Annotated in this window: 24 protein-coding genes; 14 read left to right on the top strand and 10 right to left on the bottom strand. The window is 40.7% G+C overall.

Going from position 1 to position 21,975, the window contains the following annotated elements; all coding sequences use genetic code 11:
• The first annotated feature begins 42 nt into the window (after window positions 1-42).
• Entirely contained in the window at window positions 43-1,329 is a 1,287-nt protein-coding gene (locus tag NSQ79_RS06595; protein ID WP_004182776.1) for a U32 family peptidase, read from the top strand.
• On the top strand, window positions 1,329-1,646 hold the full coding sequence (locus NSQ79_RS06590) for a CHY zinc finger protein (RefSeq protein ID WP_080936856.1): 318 nt from the start codon (window positions 1,329-1,331) through the stop codon (window positions 1,644-1,646). The genes NSQ79_RS06595 and NSQ79_RS06590 overlap by 1 nt, the downstream gene beginning before the upstream one ends.
• A gap of 45 nt (window positions 1,647-1,691) precedes the next feature.
• Here the strand turns inward: NSQ79_RS06590 and NSQ79_RS06585 are convergent, their stop codons facing one another.
• Together NSQ79_RS06585 and NSQ79_RS06580 are read right to left on the bottom strand one after the other, a co-directional pair.
• The gene (locus NSQ79_RS06585; protein WP_045768912.1) at window positions 1,692-2,231 is read right to left on the bottom strand and encodes a biotin transporter BioY; all 540 of its coding nucleotides are present in this window, start codon (window positions 2,229-2,231) and stop codon (window positions 1,692-1,694) included.
• 95 nt (window positions 2,232-2,326) lie between these two features.
• Complete coding sequence (locus tag NSQ79_RS06580; protein ID WP_004182773.1) at window positions 2,327-2,611, bottom strand: hypothetical protein; 285 nt, start codon at window positions 2,609-2,611, stop codon at window positions 2,327-2,329.
• Between the two features lie 124 nt (window positions 2,612-2,735).
• Here NSQ79_RS06580 and NSQ79_RS06575 point away from each other — a divergent pair, with 124 nt between their 5' ends.
• Entirely contained in the window at window positions 2,736-2,948 is a 213-nt protein-coding gene (locus NSQ79_RS06575) for a YdbC family protein (protein ID WP_002886106.1), read from the top strand.
• A 35-nt stretch (window positions 2,949-2,983) separates the two neighbouring features.
• Here NSQ79_RS06575 and NSQ79_RS06570 read toward each other — a convergent pair whose 3' ends face one another.
• Entirely contained in the window at window positions 2,984-4,318 is a 1,335-nt protein-coding gene (locus NSQ79_RS06570) for an Nramp family divalent metal transporter (protein WP_038675706.1), read from the bottom strand.
• A 197-nt stretch (window positions 4,319-4,515) separates the two neighbouring features.
• Here NSQ79_RS06570 and NSQ79_RS06565 point away from each other — a divergent pair, with 197 nt between their 5' ends.
• Window positions 4,516-4,824, top strand: a complete 309-nt coding sequence (locus NSQ79_RS06565; protein ID WP_038675707.1) for a hypothetical protein — start codon at window positions 4,516-4,518, stop codon at window positions 4,822-4,824.
• Window positions 4,825-4,863: 39 nt separating this feature from the next.
• On the opposite strand, the gene NSQ79_RS06560 is transcribed toward NSQ79_RS06565, so the two are convergent.
• Both NSQ79_RS06560 and lysS read right to left on the bottom strand, forming a co-directional pair.
• Window positions 4,864-5,409, bottom strand: coding sequence for a hypothetical protein (locus NSQ79_RS06560; RefSeq protein WP_045771833.1), 546 nt, complete (start codon window positions 5,407-5,409; stop codon window positions 4,864-4,866).
• A gap of 53 nt (window positions 5,410-5,462) precedes the next feature.
• Window positions 5,463-6,953, bottom strand: coding sequence for a lysine--tRNA ligase (gene lysS, locus NSQ79_RS06555; protein WP_045771832.1), 1,491 nt, complete (start codon window positions 6,951-6,953; stop codon window positions 5,463-5,465).
• A gap of 227 nt (window positions 6,954-7,180) precedes the next feature.
• On the opposite strand from lysS, the gene NSQ79_RS06550 reads away from it, so the two are divergent.
• The 3 genes from NSQ79_RS06550 (at window position 7,181) to NSQ79_RS06540 (ending at window position 10,149) form a co-directional block, all read left to right on the top strand.
• The gene (locus NSQ79_RS06550; RefSeq protein ID WP_045771831.1) at window positions 7,181-8,434 is read left to right on the top strand and encodes a LysM domain-containing protein; all 1,254 of its coding nucleotides are present in this window, start codon (window positions 7,181-7,183) and stop codon (window positions 8,432-8,434) included.
• A 13-nt stretch (window positions 8,435-8,447) separates the two neighbouring features.
• On the top strand, window positions 8,448-8,927 hold the full coding sequence (locus NSQ79_RS06545) for a hypothetical protein (protein ID WP_004182767.1): 480 nt from the start codon (window positions 8,448-8,450) through the stop codon (window positions 8,925-8,927).
• Window positions 8,928-9,246: 319 nt separating this feature from the next.
• A complete protein-coding gene (locus NSQ79_RS06540; RefSeq protein ID WP_013990826.1) occupies window positions 9,247-10,149 on the top strand; it encodes an HAD family hydrolase in 903 nt (300 codons plus the stop codon).
• Window positions 10,150-10,298: 149 nt separating this feature from the next.
• On the opposite strand, the gene NSQ79_RS06535 is transcribed toward NSQ79_RS06540, so the two are convergent.
• The 4 genes from NSQ79_RS06535 to NSQ79_RS06520 form a co-directional block, all read right to left on the bottom strand.
• Window positions 10,299-10,937 carry a histidine phosphatase family protein gene (locus NSQ79_RS06535; protein ID WP_013990825.1) on the bottom strand — a complete coding sequence of 213 codons (639 nt, stop codon included), beginning with the start codon at window positions 10,935-10,937 and terminating at the stop codon, window positions 10,299-10,301.
• 2 nt (window positions 10,938-10,939) lie between these two features.
• Complete coding sequence (locus NSQ79_RS06530; RefSeq protein WP_013990824.1) at window positions 10,940-11,413, bottom strand: aminoacyl-tRNA deacylase; 474 nt, start codon at window positions 11,411-11,413, stop codon at window positions 10,940-10,942.
• A 112-nt stretch (window positions 11,414-11,525) separates the two neighbouring features.
• The gene (locus NSQ79_RS06525) at window positions 11,526-12,428 is read right to left on the bottom strand and encodes a glycoside hydrolase family 25 protein (RefSeq protein WP_118058017.1); all 903 of its coding nucleotides are present in this window, start codon (window positions 12,426-12,428) and stop codon (window positions 11,526-11,528) included.
• A 190-nt stretch (window positions 12,429-12,618) separates the two neighbouring features.
• Window positions 12,619-13,008, bottom strand: a complete 390-nt coding sequence (locus NSQ79_RS06520) for a sodium transporter (RefSeq protein WP_118058024.1) — start codon at window positions 13,006-13,008, stop codon at window positions 12,619-12,621.
• 151 nt (window positions 13,009-13,159) lie between these two features.
• Here NSQ79_RS06520 and NSQ79_RS06515 point away from each other — a divergent pair, with 151 nt between their 5' ends.
• Window positions 13,160-14,002: an HAD family hydrolase gene (locus NSQ79_RS06515; RefSeq protein ID WP_164332211.1), complete on the top strand. Its 843-nt coding sequence runs from the start codon at window positions 13,160-13,162 to the stop codon at window positions 14,000-14,002.
• A 37-nt stretch (window positions 14,003-14,039) separates the two neighbouring features.
• On the opposite strand, the gene NSQ79_RS06510 is transcribed toward NSQ79_RS06515, so the two are convergent.
• The gene (locus NSQ79_RS06510) at window positions 14,040-14,666 is read right to left on the bottom strand and encodes a Pr6Pr family membrane protein (protein ID WP_045771826.1); all 627 of its coding nucleotides are present in this window, start codon (window positions 14,664-14,666) and stop codon (window positions 14,040-14,042) included.
• 109 nt (window positions 14,667-14,775) lie between these two features.
• On the opposite strand from NSQ79_RS06510, the gene NSQ79_RS06505 reads away from it, so the two are divergent.
• The 6 genes from NSQ79_RS06505 (at window position 14,776) to NSQ79_RS06480 (ending at window position 21,937) form a co-directional block, all read left to right on the top strand.
• Entirely contained in the window at window positions 14,776-15,948 is a 1,173-nt protein-coding gene (locus NSQ79_RS06505) for an Mbeg1-like protein (protein WP_045771825.1), read from the top strand.
• Between the two features lie 14 nt (window positions 15,949-15,962).
• Window positions 15,963-16,727, top strand: a complete 765-nt coding sequence (locus NSQ79_RS06500) for an SDR family NAD(P)-dependent oxidoreductase (RefSeq protein ID WP_061652208.1) — start codon at window positions 15,963-15,965, stop codon at window positions 16,725-16,727.
• Between the two features lie 237 nt (window positions 16,728-16,964).
• A complete protein-coding gene (locus NSQ79_RS06495) occupies window positions 16,965-17,318 on the top strand; it encodes a type II toxin-antitoxin system RelE/ParE family toxin (protein ID WP_045001823.1) in 354 nt (117 codons plus the stop codon).
• A gap of 1 nt (window position 17,319) precedes the next feature.
• Window positions 17,320-17,622 (top strand): helix-turn-helix transcriptional regulator, encoded by a 303-nt coding sequence (locus NSQ79_RS06490; RefSeq protein WP_049528689.1) that lies wholly within the window; start codon window positions 17,320-17,322, stop codon window positions 17,620-17,622.
• 163 nt (window positions 17,623-17,785) lie between these two features.
• On the top strand, window positions 17,786-20,776 hold the full coding sequence (locus tag NSQ79_RS06485) for a type I restriction endonuclease subunit R (protein ID WP_175062565.1): 2,991 nt from the start codon (window positions 17,786-17,788) through the stop codon (window positions 20,774-20,776).
• Window positions 20,777-20,797: 21 nt separating this feature from the next.
• Complete coding sequence (locus NSQ79_RS06480) at window positions 20,798-21,937, top strand: AbiH family protein (RefSeq protein ID WP_164332213.1); 1,140 nt, start codon at window positions 20,798-20,800, stop codon at window positions 21,935-21,937.
• The last annotated feature ends 38 nt before the right edge of the window (window positions 21,938-21,975 follow it).

Below are 21,975 nucleotides of genomic sequence, written 5' to 3'. Positions count from 1 at the left end.
TTCTAAAAACTAAAATCGACAATCTTGCAAATTGGAGAAATTATGACTACAACTAAAAAACGCCCAGAGGTTCTGGTACCTGCTGGGACTTTGGAAAAATTGAAAGTCGCTGTAAATTACGGCGCAGATGCTGTTTTCGTTGGTGGACAAGCCTATGGTTTGCGTAGCCGTGCCGGAAACTTTACCATGGATGAGCTTCGTGAAGGTATCGAATACGCTCACGCTCGTGGCGTTGATGTGCACGTTGCTTCAAACATGGTTACCCATGAAGGAAATGAAAAAGGTGCTGGTGAATGGTTCCGTGAATTGCGTGATATGGGACTCGATGCCGTTATCGTATCTGACCCAGCCTTGATTGAAATCTGTTCAACCTACGCTCCAGGACTTAACATCCACTTGTCAACGCAAGCATCTGCGACAAATGTTGAAACCTTCCATTTTTGGAAACAGTATGGCTTGACCCGTGTTGTTTTGGCACGTGAGGTAACTATGGAAGAATTGGCTGAAATCCGTAAACGTACGGATCTTGAAATTGAGGCCTTTGTCCATGGTGCTATGTGTATCTCATACTCAGGTCGCTGTACCCTTTCTAACCACATGTCAGACCGTGATGCCAACCGTGGTGGTTGTTCACAGTCTTGTCGCTGGAAATATGACCTTTACGACATGCCATTCGGTCAAGAGCGAAAGAGTATCCACGGTGAAGTTCCTGAAGAATACTCAATGTCAGCCGTTGACATGTGTATGATTGAAAATATCCCAGACCTTATTGATAATGGCGTTGACAGCCTTAAAATCGAAGGTCGTATGAAATCTGTTCACTACGTTTCAACAGTTGCCAACTGTTACAAGGCTGCTTGTGACGCTTACATGGAAAGTGCAGAAGCCTTTTATGCCATCAAAGATGATTTGATTAACGAACTCTGGAAAGTTGCCCAACGTGAATTGGCAACAGGTTTCTACTACAAGACACCAACAGAAAACGAACAACTCTTTGGTGCCCGTCGTAAGATTCCACAATACAAATTCGTTGGTGAAGTCGTAGACTTTGATCCAGCAACTATGACAGCTACAATCCGTCAACGTAACGTTATCCTCGAAGGTGACCACGTTGAATTCTACGGACCAGGCTTCCGTCATTTCGAGTGTGATATCAAAGACCTTCACGATGCCAATGGTAACAAGATTGACCGTGCACCAAACCCAATGGAACTTCTTACAATTACTGTGCCACAAGAAGTTAAACCTGGTGACATGATTCGTTCAACTAAAGAAGGTTTAATTAACCTCTACCAAAAAGACGGTTCAAGCAAAACTGTTCGTGCCTAATGACAAGTCAAATCAATGGGCTCCTGGTAGATGATCAGAGTAGATGTCAGCACTACCATTCCCCACTAGATATTGTTGCCCTAAAATGCTTCGAGTGCCAGAAGTATTATGCCTGTTATCAGTGTCATGATCGCTTGGAGGCTCATAGCTATCGAGCTTATCCTTGCCAATTGAAGCAGGACAAGGTCCTTATCTGTGGCGTTTGTAGGCATGAGATGACCATTGAGGAGTATCAAGATGTAGAAGCTTGTCCTAATTGTCACAGTGCCTTCAACCCAGCTTGTTCAAAGCACTATGATATTTATTTTGAAAAATAAAAAGATTGAAGATTCTGTTCACATGAACAAAGTCTTCAATCTTTTTTAGTTAAAGTAACTATGATTTTTAAGAGCTTTTAAGACTGGCTTAGTCACCAAAGCGACGATGAGACCTTTTAAGAGGTCAGGAATGATAAAAGGTGTCAAACCAACAGCCACAGCTGCAGACCATCCCATCTTTCCGAGAAAGTGCAGGCTGAGGATACCACCGATAAAGACAAGTGCATCACCCAAAACAAAAGCCACAAAGATTTTCCAAATAGGAGTCTCAGCATGCGTCAGTTTTGAAGTGACAAAGGCGAAAAATGGATAAGCCAACAAATAGCCAGCTGAAGGGCTAAAGAAGGCTTGGAGTCCACCGCCTCCACCTGCAAAAACTGGTAGACCAATGGCGCCTAGAATCAGGTAGAGGGTAGCAGCAAGTGTCGCCTCTCTTGGCTTAAGGATGGCAGCAACAAGTCCAACAGCAAAAGTTTGCAGAGTAATAGGAACTGCACCGATAGGAATAACAATTTGAGCCAGTGCGGCAATGATGGCAGCACCAAAAGCTGGAAGAATAAGCGACAGTGTACGATTTTGTGTCATTTTTAGTTAACCTTTCCTAAACAAATAGTTAACTTATTATAGCAAGTGATTTTAAAATAGTCAACCAAATAATAAAACGAGGTTAACTGATAAACTTAACCTCGTTGTGATATGATTTTTAGACGTTTGATTTCTTTAAGTTCAATCATGCTGATGATCTTATCTTGCTCGATAAAGATGGCTTGTCGCTCCCTGTCATAACGGTTGATGTAGCCCTTATAGGTTTTCTGATTGGATGTTAGCATGACCATTTGGTTATGATCAATAGCATGGTAGATATCGTTAATAAGTTGATTCTGCATTAGGTGGACAGGTTTGCTGTGACCTGTTTCCACAAACTGATGAAGCTGATGCTTTACCGCTTCTAAAAAGTTTATCATGGTCATTTCCCTCGTTTCTTGATAAAATAATTATAGCATGAAAGGTGAATTTTTGTGGATAACTTCTTTCTAAAACACACAATTTTCACAGAAAAAAACGAATAAAGCTAGTGGAGGTAAGCAAATGGCAGAATTTTCATTTGAAATTGAAGAAAAACTCTTGGTCTTGTCTGAGAATGACAAGGGCTGGACTAAGGAACTCAATCGTGTGAGCTTTAATGGCGCACCAGCTAAGTATGACATCCGTACATGGAGTCCAGACCATACCAAGATGGGTAAGGGGATTACCCTTAGCAATGAAGAATTCCAAGTTCTCGTTGACGCCTTCAAAAACTAAAACAAGGTCAGCATGGCGCTGGCCTTATTTTTTGTTTAAAACGTATCAATGATAAGTTTGAGATTGAGAATGGTTAGGACAATAGCGATGGCATAACCAAGGAAAGTATTCCACTTAGCATTGACGTGTTTTCCCATGAGTGATTTCTTAGAAGTGTAGTAAATCAAAGGGAAGATAGAGAATGGCAAGGCAATTGAAAGGAATACTTGTGAATAAACCAAGAGTTGATCTAGTGTCTTTTCTTGATCGCCGTAGAGAATGGCTACAATGATAACCGGTAGTAGGGCGAAGAGACGTGTGAACAAACGAATCACCCACTGTGGTAACCTCATGTGGAGGAAGCCTTCCATGACAATCTGACCAGTCAAAGTACCAGTAATGGTAGAGTTTTGACCACTAGCCAAGAGCGCCAAGGCAAAGAGTGTTGAAAGTGTCGAACTAGCTACCGCACCAGCAATCTTAGAGTCCTGAAGAGCATTGTACATCTGTGAGAAAGCTGAAATATCAGAAGCATGACCAAAGAAGAGAGCTGCCCCCAAAATCAAGAGGAGGGAGTTAACCACAAAGGCCAAAGTCAACTGGATGTTAGAATCCCAGGTCATGAAACGGACAGCCTTAGTCACGTCTTTGCCATCAGAATAGTCAACCTTACGAGTCTGTGACAAGGATGAGTGCAAGTATAGGTTATGTGGCATAACGGTCGCACCCACAATCCCAAGCGCCAAGGTCAACTGGTTGGTATGTCCAGCAGCATGTGGCTCGAAGAGCGCTGGCGTAGGGAGATAACCCTCTAGGATTCCCGTAATACTAGGCTCAGACAAGGCTACCAAGTAGACAAAGATAACCAAGATGGTCAAAATCAAGGTTGAAACAATAGCCTCGATTTTTTTGAATCCTAGCTTCATGATGAGCAGTAGCAGGAAGACGTCTAGGATTGTCACCAGAATGGCAACCATAATTGGAATACCAAAGAGCAGGTTAAGAGCAATGGCAGAACCAAGCACCTCAGCCAAATCCGTCGCCATTAAGGCCAGCTCCAGAATCACCCAAAGTGTGTATCGCAACCATTTGGGCGAGTGATAGGCAGTCGCTTGAGCTAGGTCCATTTGGGTCACAATCCCTAATTTCCCAGCCATTTGTTGCAACTGCATGGCAATCAAAGAGGAAATTAAGATAATGAAAAGCAAACTGTACTTGTAGGTTGCACCACCAACAACACTGGTGATCCAGTTTCCCGGATCCATGTATCCAACGGCCACCAGTGCACCAGGGCCTAAGAAAGCCCTGAGATTTTGCCCAAAACGGTTATTATTTGGTGTATCAATTGATTGGTTCACTTCAGAAAGTGAAACCTTTTTTAAAGATGTCATAAGCACCTCTTTCTAAGTCTTATCTGAATGGAAGCATCACCATTACCACTCAGCCAGACAACCTAATTATAACACTATGAGAAAGATGTGCAAGGTTTTGACTTATCTTACATTGGTGTCATAGAGGACTTTTCAGAATTGCCTTTTTATACTAAACTATATGAGTAGATTATTTCATAAATGAGGGAGAAAAATAATTGAAAACATTTCAACTAACAGCTAAGAAAAAGATTACCCTGGCACTCCTAGTTGTCATTGCGCTTGCTTTGCTTATCTTTATCATTAACGTGCAGATGAATCAGCCTGATAACCTACCTGCAAATTACATGGAGCGCCTTAAAAATCCTGGAATGACCGGAGATTACATCGGCCTCTGGAAGTCTCGCTGGCATGAAGAAAACAAAGCATGGATTTATCCTGCGAAACAATACGCTATCTATGCAGTAGTAGCCCTTGCTTGTTTGTCAGCTTGGGTCGCAGCTTCAAAAGCAAAATTTTGGAAATAAGAAAATGCTTCTCTCGATTGAGGGAAGCGTTTTTAAATATTATCTGATGTGAGTCTTATATTGACTAAACATCTCGTCAATATCATCTTCAACCAAGTGATAGATTTTCCAGTCAAATTCAGTTCTAGCAACATCATCAACCAAGACTGTATAACAGAAATCCATGTAATCTTCATAAAAATCAGAGATGAAGGGAAGGAGTGTGTTACTGATATCAGTTGAATAGAGTTTTTCATCAAGATGTTTAAAGAGATAGTCTGTACCCGTAATCGTTTCATTCTTGAGTTTTTGTTCATCCTCAAGGTTAAATCCATCACTTTGGGGATTCAGAAAATCATGTTTTGCTAGCCAGGCGACGAAGATACTGAGATGAAAAGCAGCTCTTTTACTAATCTCTAGCATGTCTGATTGGCTTAGTTTTTCTGAAGGGATATTATTTTCTTCACAATAAAATACAAGTGCGTGATCGAAAAAATAATCTGCACGGTCTATGGGAAAGTCTAATTGGCTTTCTTCTATCTTTGTCTCAGGCTGTTCACCCACAATTGATTTTTTCTTAAATAGGGACTTCAGTTTTTTGAACACGTTTATACCTCATATAAAAATATCCCATTATTTGACTAATGGGATATCACTTTTTATTTCATCGTTGGGAACAACAAGACATCACGGATGGTTGTTGTGTCAGTGAGAAGCATGCAGAGACGGTCGATACCGATTCCGAGTCCACCTGTTGGTGGCATACCGTATTCGAGAGCTTCAACGTAGTCGTAGTCGATGCCTGTTGCTTCGTCGTCACCGAGTTCTTTAGCAGCAGCTTGTGCTTCGAAACGTGACAATTGATCGATTGGGTCGTTCAATTCGGTGAAGGCATTTCCGTACTCTTTTGTCATGATGAAGAGCTCGAAACGGTCAGTGAAGCGTGGATCTTCTGGGTTTTTCTTAGCCAATGGAGACACAGCAACTGGGTGACCGTAAATGAAAGTTGGTTGAATCAATGTTTCTTCAACGAATTCTTCGAAGAAGGCGTTGATGATGTGACCAACTTCAGTGTAGTGTTTTTCAACTGGAACATTCTTTTCTGCAGCGATTGCTTTGGCTTCATCCAAAGTCATATCTTGCCAGAAGTCAACGCCAGTGATTTCCTTGATTGCATCAACCATGTGGATGCGTTTGAATGGTTCGTTGATCTTGATTTCAGTTCCTTGGTAGTTGATAGGTCCATCACCTTTAACCGCTTTAGTAGCGTGTTGGATGATACCTTCAGTCAAGTTCATGATATCGTGGAAGTCAGCGTAAGCTTGGTAAACTTCAATAGATGTGAACTCAGGGTTGTGAGTGGCATCCATACCTTCGTTACGGAAGATACGTCCGATTTCGTAAACACGTTCCATACCACCAACAATGAGACGTTTGAGGTGGAGCTCAGTCGCGATACGAAGTACCATGTCGATGTTTTGTGCATTGTGGTGAGTGATGAAAGGTTTAGCAGCAGCACCACCAGCTTCATTGTGAAGAACAGGTGTTTCGACTTCAAGGAAACCTTGAGCATCGAGGTAGCGACGGATTTCAGAAATGATTTTTGAACGTGTGACAAAGCGGTCAAAGCTTTCACGGTTAGAAATCAAATCGAGGTAGCGTTTACGGTAGATGGTTTCAACGTCTGAAAGTCCGTGGAATTTCTCAGGCAATGGGCGAAGGGCTTTAGACAAGTGCGTGATATGAGTAGCCTTGATAGAAAGTTCTCCCATATCTGTTCGCATAACTTCACCTTCGATGCCGAGGAAGTCACCAAGGTCAGCTTTCTTGAAGATGTCGTAGTTTTCTTCACCGACAGCATCTTTACGTACGTAGATTTGGATTTGACCATCGCGGTCTTGGATGTGGGCGAAGCCAACTTTACCTTTGCCACGTTTAGTCATCAAACGACCTGCGATTGTAGCAGTTTCGTTGATTTCGTGCAATTCTTCTTTTGTTTTGTCAGCGTATTTTTCTTTTAATTGACCAGATGTAGCTGTGCGTTCGAATCGCTTACCAAAAGGATCGATTCCTTGTTCAGCCAAGGCCGCCATTTTTTCACGACGGACAATCTGTTGATCGTTCAATTCTTCCATGTGTTGATTTGACATGTTAGTCCTCCATAAAATAGTCGTAATTATTGTATCATAAATCACCCTCTAAAGATAGGACAAATGATTAAATGTCAGATAAATAAAGCTAGGATTTGTCTATTTTTAGGACAAATCGTTAACTAGCATTAACCTTCGATTAGAAAGTTATAGAATTTATTGACAAATATAATAAAAAGGGTGTACAATAGCAAAGTAAGTTTCGTATGATATAAGGAGGAAATACGATGAAAAAGAAAAATTATGTTAGTAAAGCCGTGATGCTTGGCGCTTTACTAGCACCTATTGGGATGCCTACGGTATCTGTGTTAGCAGATAGCTTTTATCAAAATCAAACGAGTGCTCACGCTGCTGATATTACAAACTGGATTGCCAGCACACCTGAACAAATTACAAATAATTTGACAACTCAGAACATCAATCCACAGCAGTTAGATGGCCAACAGTACGTGATTCAATGGGGAGATACCTTGTGGGGAATCTCTCAAGCAACTGGAATTTCTATTGAAAAATTAGCTTACGATAACAATATTCAGAATATTGATCTTATCTTCGCAGGTGACGTCCTCATCTTGAAACGTGATGGTGATGTCCCAGCAGGTTACCATGTGACTGGTAATGGTTACCGTTGTGCACATTCTAAGATTGTTATCAACAACTATTATGGTGATAACAACCGAGTGATTATCAATAACAGCACTTTTGTCTCTGATGACCATTCTAAGAATACAGTGATCTACGCTCCAGATAATTCTGACAATAGCGTTTCATTCTCAAATAGCACGACTAACAATAATAACGATAAAGACAAAGATTCTAAAGATAGCAAGGACTCATCTTCGTCATCATCAGAATCTAAAGATGCTTCATCAAGTTCAACAAGTGGATCATCATCTTCTGCATCAAGCTCAACAGCAAGCAGTAGTGAAAGCAAAGCAAGTACAGAAAGTTCTAAGGAAAAAGAATTGACTGATGATGCTTTCCAAGACAAGGTTCAAAGTGAATTCGAACAAGTATATCAACAAAAACGTTCAGGTCGTCCTGCATGGAGTTTCTTCTCACATGAAGGTGATAAGACTGGTGAAAATGCTACTGCTAAGAAGGACACTGAAAGCACGTCCCTCTACCGTCAAGGTGAAACGTCTAAGGCTCAAGACATTGTAGGTGGACCTAAAGATGGTGCTAAAACGGAAGACAATGCCAAAGCTCTCGCTCAAAAGATTTACGATGTTCTTAACAGTGATAGTAAGATGTCAGATCTTATCAAGGCAAGATATGCCCAAATCCAGGTAAGTTATAAGGGTGATAAGTGGGCTTTCAACGTTGATGTTTACAAGGAAAAAGAAAGTTCATCATCAAGCACTGAAAAATCATCTGAATCTAAGGCTTCATCAAGTGTTGAACGCTCATCATCAAGTTCTTCAAGCCACACTGAAACAGACTCAGAGGCAACTTTCTCTGACCTAACTGGTGACGAATAGAGAGGGGCAAGACATGTCAAAGAGAAATATCATTATTAGTGTCGTTCTCGCCTGTCTCTTGGTTACGGGAGCTGGATTTGGTGCTTTCTATTACTGGGGAACACACCATTTGGATAGTGTTGTACCTGGTAAGGTTTACCAATACTCAAGTTCTCTAAATGGTGAGGTCAATAATCGTGTCATGTATGTAGCTTTCCAAGAAGGCGGTAACAAGGCACTTGTGAGTCAGGATCGTACGACAGTGGTTAATGCTGCTAAGAGTCAGACTGATTTTGACAAGGCTTATAATGACCAAACAGCTAAGTGGGAATACAGTGTGACAAAGACAACATTGACTCTTGGTAAAAAAGAGGACGATCAATTGTCACAATGGCAATACAACAAGGTCTTTGCTTATGGTGACCACTTTACATCAAAAGATTTCTATTACCAGATTGCCAAAGGTGGTCAGGGTGAAGTCAAACAAAAAATGACCTTTAAAGAAATTAAATAAGTGTCTGAATATGACAAGATGCATTAGGTTTGGGACAAATTGTTCCAAACCTTTTTCTGTCTTCAAAACACGAATAATCTTTTCTTAAGTGGGGTCGAAAATTGAAATAAGAAGGTAAAAACGGTATAATAAGACTGTTTGGGCAATTGCAATCTGATAAAAAACAGACGAGTAAGATTGCCCCTAGACAGTTGACTTAAAGCTTACTTTTGCAAGACTGAAGATTAAATTAGGAGCAGACTCATGTAGTAGTTTAGTTGTTAGCTTCCTAATTTATCTAAGTCTCTGACAAGAGAATGATATAAGAAAGAACGGACAGATGATTACCTCTATTGTTTTTGACGTTGACGATACTATTTACGACCAACAGGCACCTTATCGTATTGCCATGGAAAAATGTTTCCCTGACTTTGATATGAGTCACATGAATCAAGCCTACATTCGTTTCCGCCACTATTCTGATGTTGGTTTTCCACGTGTAATGGCCGGTGAGTGGACAACCGAATATTTCCGTTTTTGGCGCTGTAAAGAGACGCTTTTGGAGTTTGGCTACCGTGAAATTGATGAAGAAACGGGCAGCCATTTTCAAGAGGTTTACGAGCATGAGTTGGAAAATATCACCATGCTTGATGAGATGCGCATGACCCTTGATTTCCTAAAGGAAAAAAATGTTCCTATGGGTATTATTACCAATGGACCAACAGAGCACCAACTTAAAAAGGTTAAGAAGTTGGGACTTTATGATTACGTTGATCCTAAGCGTGTCATCGTCAGTCAGGCGACAGGTTTCCAAAAGCCTGAGAAGGAAATCTTCAACCTCGCAGCTGAGCAATTTGACATGAATCCATCGACGACACTCTATGTTGGAGATTCTTATGACAATGATGTCATGGGTGCCTTCAATGGTGGCTGGCACTCAATGTGGTTTAACCACCGTGGACGTAGCCTTAAACCAGGTACTAAGCCAGTCTTCGACTTGGAAATCGATAGTTTTGAGCAACTCTTTGGAGCGGTGAAAGTCCTTTTCGACCTTCCAAATAACAAATATATCTTTGATATCAATGATAATGAAAATCCAGTCCTTCAACTAGGTATCAATAATGGTCTTATGATGGCGGCTGAACGTCTTCTTGAGAGCAATATGAGTATTGATAAAGTGGTTATCCTTCTTCGTTTGAATGCTAATCAGGAAAAAATCCTTCGTATGAAATATGGAAGATAAATAGAGCGGCCTCGTGTGGCCGTTTTATTTATCAAGAGGGAGGAAATAATAGAAGTGAAGCTCTTGAAGTAGTAGGCTTTAAGGGTTTTTTGAGTGCTAAAAAGCGACCCTTGATCAGGATCGCTTGTCTTATGAAGTCAGTCGATGATTTAGCTAATCTTGTTTTGTTCATCCATATAGGACGTATCATTCCAACATTTAAGAGTGAAGTGCTCGAAATCGTTGGTTTCGAGAATAGTGACAGAAGCATTGTCAAGACCTCCTGCTTTACGAAGAAGACCAGGTTCAAAACCAAGGAGGGTACGGATAGAAGCTGTTAAGTTAGCTCCGTGACCGACAATGAGGACATTTTTAGCATCACTGTCTTTAAGTGTTTTGACAAATTCGGCCACACGTTTTGTTGTTTTGTAGACAGATTCCGCTTGGAAGTCCTTAGCACGGAAATTGGCTAGATTGTTACGGAAGGCATCCATTTCTTTTGGATAGATGGCTTGGATAAGGGAAATCTTTTGCCCCTCTAGTTTACCTAGTTGCCATTCACGCAAAGTTTTAGTGTAGGTAACTTTAGCTTTAGGTTTTTGAGACTCCATGATGAGCTCTGTAGTTTTTTTAGCACGAGGTAGGTCACTTGAGAAGACCAAGTCAAAATGAGTGTCACTGAGGTAGTGACCTAGCTCACGTACTTGTTCGATAGATTCTTTAAGTAAAGGCGAGTCTCCCTTGGCACCTTGAAGTCGGCCTTCCAAGTTCCACTCAGTTTTACCGTGACGTACAAAATACAGTTTCATGATTACTCCTTAATATCAGCAAATTCAGCATTAACAAAATCAGCAAGTTCTTGACTATTGATACGAATAGAACGCCCAATTTCCCCCGCTGAGACAATGAGGAAGCCAGCATCTTGGGCAGAATGATCGATGTAAATAGGAAAATTATGTTTTTGGCGAATTCCCACAGGATTGTTAGCCCCGTGAACATAGCCAGTTGTTTTTTGGAGATCCTTTTGTGGAATCATTTGAACCTTCTTGTTCCCTGAAATTTTAGCTAATTTCTTTTCAGACAGGTGTTCGGTGATAGGGACAATGCCGATGACAGGCCCTGTCTTATCTCCCTTAAGGGCGAGGGTTTTATAAATGCTTTCACGCGCCACATCTTCTGGAAGCTCCCCCTCTAAACCATTGAAGGATAAGCTATCATGGTCAATCTTAGCTTTATCAAGAATTTGGTCAACCAGGGTCTTCTTGACTTTGCCTTTCTTAGCCATTGTCATATCTCCTTTTAAAGTTATTCATTTCTACCATCCATTATACCATATTCGTCCGAACAAGCCTAAACCAATTTGACAAGAAGAAAACCAGTGCTTTAGACACTGGTTTTTACTGACTACTAGATGAACTTGTCGAAGTAGTCTTCTTATTTTTAGTTGGTTTTTGCTTAATCTTACCAAAGAGTTTTTCAAAGGTTTTACGTTTGTTTTTCTCGGGATTGATTTGGCTAAGATCTAGAATATTATCGAATCCAGGAAGACTTCCTTGTGAGGTATACTGATGTAGATCATAGTCAATATCAGTGTTTGGCAAAGTCTCATAGTAACCAGAGTCAGTACCGTAGGCGGGAATCCAAACAGCATCGAAGTTTCTGGTTGAAACCTCTTGCTCAAGCATGAAATAAGCACCAATATAGAGACCGACTTTATCAGCTCCTAGACGTTTGAGCTCAGCTAGAAAAGCTTGGACACCTTCCTCCATATTAGGCATGGTTTCCTCTTCCACGTCAATCCAGTAATAAGTAGGTTTGTATGGAGAAGCATTTTTGTAGAAAATACGAGCCTCCTCCTTCATCTCCTTGACAGAAGCACCCTGAGCGTAGGAATAGACGGCAACTGGAACGTCACGTTTTTTGAGTTCTTTGATATGTGTTTTAAAAGATTTGTCAACCCCATTCGAACTAGCGGCATTGCTATCCTTACTAATCTGTGATCCGCCAAAGACACGGATAATAGCACCAGAAATATGATTTGACAAGACATCGTAATCGATATCCTGAGGTAGTTGCCACCCCGAAAGGTCGATAATGGGATTGAGTTTCAGCTCCTCGTCGGAACTACTAGATGTACTACTGGTTGTTGTTTTTGGTGTAGTAGCATAAGGAATAGCAGACTTCACGTTTTGAAGATGCGCCTGCTGTTTGGACGTATTGTGAATATTTGCAATAACTAATGCTAATCCTAAAAGAGCTAGAACCACGTAAACAACGATCGGTTTTATTCTTTTTCTCATTACTCCCATTCTACCTTAAATAGCGCAAAAATGCAAAATAGAGTGTTTATAAATTCTGTGAGAGATATTAAAGTGACTGATTTCCAAAAAGCCTTTGTAGTGCTGACTTAGGCACATTTTATGAATAAGGGTGTTTTGAGCTAGTCTTGAATTAAGTGAATTTTTCATTTATTAAAGCAAGAAATTTAGCTTAAAAGTCAGTTTCTTCCTTGAAACTAGCGCCACTAGTGGCATCAGACCAGGCGACAAGAGCTTGAGCAGAGTTATCAAGATAGGTCTTGAGAGGTTGCTTCAAATCATAAATAGTCTCCCAAAATCCTAGGACCTTTCCTTCGTTGTCGATAGCAGCTTGGTAGGTCTGGATGAGGACTTGATCAAAACTGTCTGTTGGAATCTGATAACTCCTTTCTTTTGTAGGAGATGCTAGAACTTCAGACATGACCCAATCAGGCAGATTTTCAGGCTCACGGGGGAAGAAACTACCGTCAGCGCCACCGTTGTCGTAGAGAAAGTTTCCTTGGGCATCATAGGCTGCTAATTTATAGGGCAGGTGATTCAGTAGAGTTTTTAAATCATTCATACCTTCATCATAGCTTCTTTCAGGAGAAATGGCAATGCTTTGGATTGGAGACAACACTATCATAGGATAGTATCAGTTTATCTGAGGAAAGTATTATCTCTTGGAGCAGTATCAGGGTATAATAAAGTAAAAGAGGACTCGAGGTGAAAACATGTCAAAACTTATTTTTCTAGATGTTGATGGGACATTGGTGAATTATCATAACCGCATTCCAGAGTCAGCAGTAAAGGCAATTCGTCAGGCGCGTGAAAAGGGGCATCTGGTCTATGTTTGTACCGGACGTAGCAAGGCAGAAATGCAACCAGAATTATGGGAAATTGGTTTAGATGGGATGATTGGTGGTAATGGCTCTTATGTGGAGTATCATGGCCAGGTCCTCATGCATCAGTTGATATCCAAGGAAGATGCAGCAAAGATTGTGGATTGGCTAACAGAGCGCCATCTTGCCTTTTATCTGGAGAGCAATAATGGTCTCTTTGCTAGTCCTGATTTTCGGGAGCGGGCGCGTGAGACACTTAAGACTTACGCTATTCAAAAAGGGCAATCTGCAGAGTCTGTGGAGGGTAAGGAACCAGAAGATTTCATTCATGGCCTCCAGTATGGTGGGGAACTCTACCGTGACGACCTAAACAAGGTCAGTTTCGTTTTGGAGTCTTATCAGGATCACTTGGATTCTAAAGAAGCTTTTCCGCAGCTTGAAGCCCATACTTGGGGAGGTCGAGGTGAGACAGCCTTGTTTGGTGATTTGGGTGTTAAGCATATTAACAAGGCCCATGCCATTGATGTTATTTTGGAATATTTGGGTGCTAAGCCTTCGGATACCATTGCTTTTGGCGATGCAAAGATTGATATCCCTATGTTGGAATACTGTGAGGTTGGAGTTGCCATGGGAAATGGTGGGCCAGAAATCTTGGCCATGGCAGACTTAGTCACAGACGATGTTGAGGCTGATGGCTTGTATAAGGCATTTGATAAATTAGGTTTGTTGCAATAGAAAAAACTGAGTTACCTAGGGTAGCTCAGTTCGTGTTTTATGCCGGTTTACGACCGATAAATTTTTTCAAGAGATATAAGAGATAGCCAACAGCGATATACCCGGCACTGATGACCAAGACGTTTACCAAAACCTTGTTCCAACCAAATTTATTGACATTGATAAAGAAGTAGGCGAAGGGGCTATCTTTAGCACCTGGAATAGGGAGTTTTAGAACCAAGCCATTTAAAAGGGCAAAGGCAAAGTAAGACAGAGGGACCACGGACCAGTAAATTGGCTCACGTAGACGGTAGGCTTTCTTAGCATCGAAAATGAGGGTATCAAGTACCAATCCCCAAGGCACAATATAGTGGACCAAGAAGTTACGGAGGGTCCAGAATTTCTCAGGTTCTGTAATAGGGGCCAAGAGGATGTGATAGATGACTCCAGTGATGAGGATGGCCATGGTTACACCACCCTTGTAACGTAAGAGTTTGGTGTTAGTTGTCGCATCCCCTTTTTTGAAGTCATAGAAGATGAAGAAAATCAAACTGGAGAAGACCAGGATATTGGACAAAACAGTGTAATAGAGCAACATGCCCCAACCATCATCATGGATTTGGATAGAAACTCCTACTAGTCCACAGAGAGCTAGTAAGATACGGTAAAATCGTGAAATAGTCATAAGCTTCCTTTTCCTAATAAATAATTTCTCTTATCATATCACATTTTTCACTAACAATTTATTGAAAATTCTAGTAAAATCAAAGTAAGAAAGACTTTAAGGAGTAATGATGTCCAATTTAATCGATTATCTTGAAAAGGTTAAGGATTTGCCTTTCGACCAAGAGCCTCTTAATATTTTGGATAAGGTTTGTATTAATGAAATTGGCTACCTGACTTATGAAAAATGGCTCTCAGCAAGTGATTTGAAGGAAACCATCAATTTACATGACTATGCTGAAGGGAAGGACTTAAATCCAGACTACAGCTTCATGGTGACTAAGGAACGGGTAGATTTGGCTGAAGCCATGGTCAGGTCTAGGCGTTTCGCTGGACTTAATCTAAGTGACTACTGTAGTGTCTTGGACAAGGAAGTGGAAAAGCAGTTTGCGGCTATGATTTTCAGCTTGCCTGAATTGGACTACCAGCAGATTGTCTTTCGTGGGACAGATGATAGCGTTATTGGTTGGAAGGAGGATTTTCAACTGACCTACAGTCGGGAAATTCCTGCCCATCGCTCAGCTATGGCCTTTCTGGAGAAGCACTTGCCAAACCTCAGTGGCCATATCGCTGTTTCCGGACACTCCAAGGGTGGCAATCTTGCCCTCTATTCGGCTGTTCAGAGTTCGACTGTCTTGCGTGAGCAAATAGCAGAGCTCTTGCTTCTTGATTCTCCAGGCTTGATGAAATCACTCTTAGAGAAGCCTTCTTACCAAGAATTGAAAGCCAAGATGACGGTTGTCAGACCTCAAGAATCCGTTGTGGGAGTTATGCTCTACTGGGACAAAACCGCAAAGCTCGTAGCAGCAGATGGCATAGGCATCGCTCAACACAATGTCTTGCTTTGGCAGGTTGACTTGGAAACAAATGATTTTGTTTATGTGGACCGGCCGACAGACCTGAGTCAACGCTTAAAAGAGACCTTCCAAGAATGGATTGAGACCTTGCCAAATCAAGAACTCAAGCAGGTTTGTGATTTGTTCTTTGATACCATTCTTGATTCTGGAATTGAAAGTCTGGATGATATTGGGATAAAAACTCTCCCTAAGCTAGGCCAGATGTTGCAAGAATTTGGCAATCTCTCGGACCAACAAAAGAAGGTGCTGCAGGATGGTTTCAACCAGTTACTCTGGATATTTTGGAAGTCGGGAAATAAGAAATCTAACCTCCCCAAGCTAGAACTTCCTGATTTTATCAAGAAGTTGAGTGAATTAACCAACAACTTAGGGGCAGCGGAATCATAGAAGTGGAGAATTATATGTCTAAAAATGTACTTATTACAGGAGCAACATCAGGAATTGGTGAAGCAACGGCGCGTGCCTTTGCCAAAGAGGGAGAAAATCTCATCCTAACAGGTCGCCGTGTGGAGCGCTTAGAAGCTCTAAAAGAAGAGCTCCAAGCAACTTATCCCAATCAAAAAGTTTGGACCTTTGCCCTGGATGTCACAGATATGGCCATGGTTAAGGATGTTTGCCAAGCTATTCTCAAAAGTGTAGGTCAAGTCCATGTCTTGGTCAATAATGCAGGTCTGGCACTAGGTCTAACAGCCTACCAAGACTATGCGGAGTGGGACATGCTGACCATGCTTGATACCAATATCAAGGGCTTAATGATGGTGACACGTCAGATTTTGCCAAGCATGGTTGCTGCCAATGAGGGGCATATCATCAATATGGGCTCTACGGCGGGCATCTATGCCTATGCAGGTGCTGCTGTTTATTCAGCAACCAAGGCTGCAGTAAAAACTTTCAGTGATGGGCTGCGTATCGATACCATTGCCACAGATATCAAGGTGACAACCATTCAGCCAGGTATCGTTGAGACTGACTTTTCACAAGTTCGCTTTCACGGTGATAAGGACAAGGCAGCCAAGGTTTATCAGGGGTTAGAAGCCCTCCAAGCCCAAGATATTGCGGACGCAGTTCTCTACGTCACCAAGCAACCACGACGCGTCCAAATTTCAGACATGACCATCATGGCTAACCAACAAGCTACAGGGTTTACCATTCATAGGGAGGAATAAAAAGTCTCCGATAAGCCTTTTCACAGATGGAAAGGGCTACAAAATTAGGTCGCTTACTCGTATTTTTGCCATGTCTAGATCATGAATAATATACATTCTGAGCCACTATAGGTGGCTTTTTATCATTTTTCCTAACCTTTTACGAATATAAATTTAAATAGTGATATTTAAAAATAATAACTTATAAGTATTTACATGTAAGTACTTATAAGTTATAATAAAGGAAGAGAGATTTGTATGTATCCTATTCATTTTTATAAAGATAGAAATGGACATGAACCTGTTAGAGAGTATATTGAAACATTATCCATAAATTCAAGCAAAGATTCTAGAATCAAATTACATAAAATTCAAGACTACCTGACTATGTTAAAAAATAGAGGAACCATGATTGGTGAACCATTCATTAAACATTTGGAAGGAGAGATTTGGGAACTAAGACCCTTGAGAGATAGAATTTTATTTGCAGCATGGCTAGATGATGGTTTTATTTTACTTCATCATTTTGTGAAAAAGACACAAAAGACTCCAAGACGTGAGCTGATGAAGGCTCAAAAAGCTTTAGATGATATTAGAAAGCGAGGATTGTAAGATGACCCTAGAAAAGAATCCAGCAATTGGAAGTAGTTGGGATGATTTACAGAAAACTATTTTCACTAAAGAGGAAATTGCGGCGAGTGAACTCCGTGTCGCACTGATGCTTGAGATTATTGATGCTCGTAAAAAACAAGGCATTTCCCAAAAGAAACTTGAAGAGTTAAGTGGTGTCAAACAACCTGTTATCGCACGTATGGAGATAGGTAAAACAGCACCTCAGTTAGATACGGTTCTTAAAATACTGGCGAGTCTAGGTAAGACATTGGCGGTAGTCCCACTTGATTCACATGTGAAGTAAGTTTAGGGAAGACAACGTACTTTCATAACAATTATCATTTGCTATTCTAAAACGATTAACACGGACTTCCCGTGTTTTTTTGTTTGAATTTTCCCAAAACTATGAAAGAAACTGTGAAAATGCTATAATGTAAGGGATTACGACAATATGGAAAGGATAAGTCATGCCACCAGTTACTCCAGAACTTGAGATAGAACGTCAATTAATCGAGCAATTAACCTCTGGTGAGAGCCAGTGGACCTATCGCCCAGATTTAAAAAACGAAGGTCAATTATGGGACAACTTTTTTGAAAAGTTAGCGCAAAATAACGTTGCCCTACTTGCTGACCATCCCTTGACCGAGCAGGAGAAGCGCCAAATTAAGAACCAGCTTAACTTCATTAACTATTATGAAGCTGCTAAGTGGTTGGCAGGTGAAAATGGTATTGCCAAAGTTGAGGTACAGCGTGAAGATGCTAGCCTTGGGACTATCCGACTTTCTGTCATCTGGCGTGATAATATTGCTGCTGGAAAATCCAGTTACGAAGTGGTCAATCAGGTGGAACGTGACAAGGCTTATCCACAAGATAAGGACCGTCGATTAGATACGACGCTGATGATTAATGGCCTTCCTCTTATCCATATCGAGCTCAAGAGTCCTCGTGTGGCCTTTTTGGATGCCTTTCATCAAATCAAAAAGTATGACCGTGAAGGAAAGTTACGTGGCATCTATTCTGCCCTTCAGATGTTTGTTGTGACTAATAAGGTTGACACACGTTATATCGCAGCTGCACGAGAAGATAAGCTCAATAAACAATTCTTGACATCTTGGGTGGATAAAGATAATAAACCCATGACCAGTCTCATGGACTTTGCCCATGAGGTCCTGTCTATTCCACGTGCCCATCAGATGGTAATGCAGTACTCCGTTATTGATGATAGTAAAAAAGCTCTCATCCTCTTACGTCCCTATCAAATCCATGCCATCGAGTCTGTTCAAGATGCCTCTCGCCGTCAGGAATCAGGCTATATCTGGCATACCACAGGTTCTGGTAAGACCCTAACCTCCTACAAGGTAGCTCGCAACCTCTTGCAGATTCCAGCTATTCAGAAGACGATTTTCGTCGTGGACCGCAGGGATCTTGACCAGCAGACGACGTCGTCTTTCCTTTCCTACGCTGCCAATGATGTCATTGATATCGATGAAACGGACAATACTCATGATTTGGTTAAGCGTTTGGCAGGAAATGATAAGCGAGTGATTGTGACGACTATCCAGAAAATCACAACCATGATGCGCAAGTTCCAAGAAGGTAAATATCAAAAGGATTCTGAGAAAATCAAGGACCTCCGTGTGGCTTTTGTTGTGGATGAATGTCACCGTGCGGTTACGCCTCAGACCCAAAAAGACATCAAGGGCTTTTTCCACAATTCGCTCTGGTATGGCTTCACAGGCACACCGATTTTCAAGGAAAATAAACGTAAGCAATTAGGTGATTTGGCACAAACCACCCACCAACAATATGGTGAACGCCTCCATGAGTATACGGTCAAAGAAGCCATCCATGACGGGGCAGTTCTGGGATTTAAGGTGGACTATCGTAATACCATTATTTCGCCGATTCCTGAAGAAGACCTTCCTGACTCTGTCTATGAAGATAAAGAGCACATGCTAGAAGTCTTGGATGCTATCCTAAACAAAAGTTATCAACAGTTGGGCTTCCCAAATGGTGAGGGTAAGACTTACGAGGCTATCTTAACCGTTAAGTCTATTCCACAGGCTCAGGCCTATTACAATCTGCTCAAGAGTATCAAGGCAGGACAGGAACGTGTCAAGGTGTCAGAGCGGGTTAAGCGCGTGCTACTTGACTTTCCAAAGGTGACGGTCACTTACTCAGTGTCGGAAAATGAAGAAGAATCTATCGGCTACCAAGAGCACATGAAGCAGGTCATGGACGATTACAATCAAGAGTATGGGACGCATTTTAATATGGCTGATTTGCGTGGCTTTAACACGGATATAAATAATCGTTTAGCTAGAAAGTTAGACAAATACATTCCTCGTAAAGAGCAGTTGGATTTGGTCATCGTTGTTGACCGTCTTTTGACTGGTTTTGATGCCCCATGTCTATCCACTCTCTTTATCGACCGAAAGCCCATGCGTCCACAGGATTTGATTCAAGCCTTTAGTCGCACTAACCGTATCTTTGGCAGTAAAAAGCGTTATGGTCATATCATCACCTTCCAAAGACCTGAGGCCTTTAAAGAGGCTGTGGATAACGCCCTTAGACTCTACTCAAACGGTGGTGAAAATGACGTCACTGCCCCAGATTGGGCAGAAGAAAAAGCAAACTTTATCCAAGCCTGGATAGACTTTCAAGTAAAAGTGGAAGATGTGGAAAACTACATCATCACGATTGAGCAGGCCACTAGCCCACAACTCCGTCGTATTGCCAAGGCTTACCAAACCTTTGACAAGTATCTGGCCTCTATCCGTGTCTATAGCGAATACGATGAAGCGGCTATCTATGCGGAGACAGGACTATCAGATGGAAAGCTCGAAACCTATCTAGGAATCTATCAAAATATCCTAGCAGAGCTCAAAAGCCGAGCAGAAGACGATGGTGATGATAATCTCTTTGATATCCACTACGAACTGGAATCGGTCCAAGTCGACGAGATTAACTATGCTTACATCCTGACCTTGATTCAAAGTATGATTCAGCAGGAAGAGGATAGTCCACAGGCCCTCAGTGACAAGGACATCGAAACGGTTGATAACTATATCCAGAGTCTGGAACGCACCAATCCTAAACTAGCCGAAATCATCCGAAACCTGTGGAAAGAAGTCCAAGCTAATCCTAAAGATTACCAAGGACAATCTATCACTGGTGTCTTGGACAGCATGATTGAAGCCATTATCGACGACCATCTCAAACGCTTTGCCAGAGAATGGTATGTCGGACTCGATGAACTTCGTTACTACGTCCAACACTATCGTAAAGGTGCTAAGAAGCAATCTGGAGAAAGCCAGCTCACCAAGAGCCAACGCTACAAAGACTATAAAGCAGAAACAGCTGATGCCCTCAACCCGCTCAGCTACAAAAAACACATCAAAGAAGCCTACACCAAACTCATTGAAGAGGTGATTGAACCATTGAGAGTGGGGAGGTAGAGTAATAACTAGGGAGAATAAATGGCAGATACGATATTGATTTTAGGAAACGGCTTTGATTTAGCCATGGGTCGAAAAACAAGTTATAAAGATTTTTTGGAGTTTGCTGATAAATTGTTTCCTAAACCCGATAAAGAATATAAAGATTTTCTCGAAAAAAATGAAATTTGTACTGAGAAATATAAAGATAATTTATATCTAAGATTTCTAAAGGACCATAAAGATAATTTGGGAGAAAATTGGTCTAATCTTGAAATGATAATCTCTCAGATAGCTGAAGCAATTGATTATTTTAAGTCAAATACTAACTTATTATATGATAATGATTTGAATGAACCTTACGACCTTTTTATACAAAAGTTACAGGATCGTCTTGTGACTGAAAGCAATTCGGTAGCTAAATCTTATGCAGCAGAAATATTTTTAGAATTATTTGACAAACTAAAATGGAATAACATAGAGAGAGACGAAGCGTTAAATCAGTTCAATAATATATTTATTAAACATTTATACTCATTAACGGAACTTCTAGAAATTTATCTCACTTATGTGGAAGAATTTAAAGTTAGTCCTGATAAATTTCAGCAAACAGCTTTAAAAGTTATTACTGAGATACAGAACTCCTATGTAATTAATTTCAACTATACACATACACTGAATAAACTGTATGATATTCCAAGACAAAATACTCACTTTATACATGGAGAAATTGATTTAAAAAGACAAAAACATAAAATTAATACTATGGTTTTTGGTATTGAAGATAAAGGAAATGAAATTAATAAAAGTTTAATACCTTATCAAAAATTCTATCAACGTATTGTTAAAGAAACTGGAAATGCATATGAGAGATTTTTTGACCAGGAATCTGATATATCAAATGGAATACCAAGAATTGTTAAAAATATTATTATTTTTGGACATTCGGTTGACCCACTAGATAAGGAAATTTTTCAAAATTGTTTTACTTTAACAAGTAACAATATGTATGAATATCGATTCATTTTTACATATTATAACGAGTCTGCTAAAAGGTCTATCATTAAGAATTTAGCTATTATTCTAGGAAAAAATAAACTTGTAGAATTAACCGGGAATAAAAATGTTGTCTTCGTTAAAAGCGACGATATTGATGAGATGAGAGAAGTTCTATTGGATTAAATAATATTTGAATAATAGGTAAGTTGCGATAATATTAT

Source organism: Streptococcus sp. FSL W7-1342, assembly GCF_037966635.1.
Taxonomy (GTDB): domain Bacteria; phylum Bacillota; class Bacilli; order Lactobacillales; family Streptococcaceae; genus Streptococcus; species Streptococcus salivarius_D.
This window is presented reverse-complemented; position numbering and strand designations above follow the sequence as displayed.

Bases quoted from the DNA above. Each gene is read 5' to 3' on its own strand.
- NSQ79_RS06535 (WP_013990825.1), bottom strand. From the start codon at position 10,937: ATGAAACTGTATTTTGTACGTCACGGTAAAACTGAGTGGAACTTGGAA.
- NSQ79_RS06505 (WP_045771825.1), top strand. From the start codon at position 14,776: ATGTCCAATTTAATCGATTATCTTGAAAAGGTTAAGGATTTGCCTTTC.
- NSQ79_RS06580 (WP_004182773.1), bottom strand. From the start codon at position 2,611: ATGATAAACTTTTTAGAAGCGGTAAAGCATCAGCTTCATCAGTTTGTG.
- lysS (WP_045771832.1), bottom strand. From the start codon at position 6,953: ATGTCAAATCAACACATGGAAGAATTGAACGATCAACAGATTGTCCGT.
- NSQ79_RS06540 (WP_013990826.1), top strand. From the start codon at position 9,247: ATGATTACCTCTATTGTTTTTGACGTTGACGATACTATTTACGACCAA.
- NSQ79_RS06480 (WP_164332213.1), top strand. From the start codon at position 20,798: ATGGCAGATACGATATTGATTTTAGGAAACGGCTTTGATTTAGCCATG.
- NSQ79_RS06590 (WP_080936856.1), top strand. From the start codon at position 1,329: ATGACAAGTCAAATCAATGGGCTCCTGGTAGATGATCAGAGTAGATGT.
- NSQ79_RS06510 (WP_045771826.1), bottom strand. From the start codon at position 14,666: ATGACTATTTCACGATTTTACCGTATCTTACTAGCTCTCTGTGGACTA.
- NSQ79_RS06575 (WP_002886106.1), top strand. From the start codon at position 2,736: ATGGCAGAATTTTCATTTGAAATTGAAGAAAAACTCTTGGTCTTGTCT.
- NSQ79_RS06585 (WP_045768912.1), bottom strand. From the start codon at position 2,231: ATGACACAAAATCGTACACTGTCGCTTATTCTTCCAGCTTTTGGTGCT.
- NSQ79_RS06485 (WP_175062565.1), top strand. From the start codon at position 17,786: ATGCCACCAGTTACTCCAGAACTTGAGATAGAACGTCAATTAATCGAG.
- NSQ79_RS06545 (WP_004182767.1), top strand. From the start codon at position 8,448: ATGTCAAAGAGAAATATCATTATTAGTGTCGTTCTCGCCTGTCTCTTG.
- NSQ79_RS06570 (WP_038675706.1), bottom strand. From the start codon at position 4,318: ATGACATCTTTAAAAAAGGTTTCACTTTCTGAAGTGAACCAATCAATT.
- NSQ79_RS06515 (WP_164332211.1), top strand. From the start codon at position 13,160: ATGTCAAAACTTATTTTTCTAGATGTTGATGGGACATTGGTGAATTAT.
- NSQ79_RS06520 (WP_118058024.1), bottom strand. From the start codon at position 13,008: ATGAATGATTTAAAAACTCTACTGAATCACCTGCCCTATAAATTAGCA.
- NSQ79_RS06500 (WP_061652208.1), top strand. From the start codon at position 15,963: ATGTCTAAAAATGTACTTATTACAGGAGCAACATCAGGAATTGGTGAA.
- NSQ79_RS06550 (WP_045771831.1), top strand. From the start codon at position 7,181: ATGAAAAAGAAAAATTATGTTAGTAAAGCCGTGATGCTTGGCGCTTTA.
- NSQ79_RS06595 (WP_004182776.1), top strand. From the start codon at position 43: ATGACTACAACTAAAAAACGCCCAGAGGTTCTGGTACCTGCTGGGACT.
- NSQ79_RS06530 (WP_013990824.1), bottom strand. From the start codon at position 11,413: ATGGCTAAGAAAGGCAAAGTCAAGAAGACCCTGGTTGACCAAATTCTT.
- NSQ79_RS06525 (WP_118058017.1), bottom strand. From the start codon at position 12,428: ATGAGAAAAAGAATAAAACCGATCGTTGTTTACGTGGTTCTAGCTCTT.
- NSQ79_RS06490 (WP_049528689.1), top strand. From the start codon at position 17,320: ATGACCCTAGAAAAGAATCCAGCAATTGGAAGTAGTTGGGATGATTTA.
- NSQ79_RS06495 (WP_045001823.1), top strand. From the start codon at position 16,965: ATGTATCCTATTCATTTTTATAAAGATAGAAATGGACATGAACCTGTT.